We start from the raw sequence: 355 nt of genomic DNA, 5'->3' as shown, positions 1-355 counted from the left end.
AGGAAAATCCCCAGAAAGAGATGTTCAACTGCTACAAAATCGTCCCCATTTTTCTTGGCTTCAGCTTGGGCTTTGGATATAGCATCGGCGGCTCCACGTGAAAAGTAGCTCTCACCGCCTTTTACTTTAGGTAGCGACTGTACACTGCGCTCCACTGCTTGCTTGAGTACGGCAGAAGGTATGCCTATTTTTGATAAAATGAAAGGAACGACATCGTTGTCATTCTCAAAAATGGAATGCAATAGATGGATGTTTTCTATTGCCTGATTTTCGTATTGATTTGCGAGAACCTGCGCGTTTTGCAGAATCTGCTGTGTTTTAATGGTAAAGTTGTGCGTAGTCATGTGAGTCAATT

1 protein-coding gene is annotated in these 355 nt (G+C 42.8%); it reads right to left on the bottom strand.

The genetic code is table 11. From position 1 onward, the window contains the following. Positions 1-344 (bottom strand): Clp protease N-terminal domain-containing protein (locus B9T16_RS29605; RefSeq protein WP_410246485.1); only part of this gene is annotated, 344 nt, incomplete at its 3' end. Between the last annotated feature and the right edge of the window lie 11 nt (positions 345-355).

This window comes from Arthrospira sp. PCC 8006, from assembly GCF_046480465.1.
In the GTDB taxonomy this organism is placed as follows: domain Bacteria; phylum Cyanobacteriota; class Cyanobacteriia; order Cyanobacteriales; family Microcoleaceae; genus Limnospira; species Limnospira platensis.
This window is presented reverse-complemented; position numbering and strand designations above follow the sequence as displayed.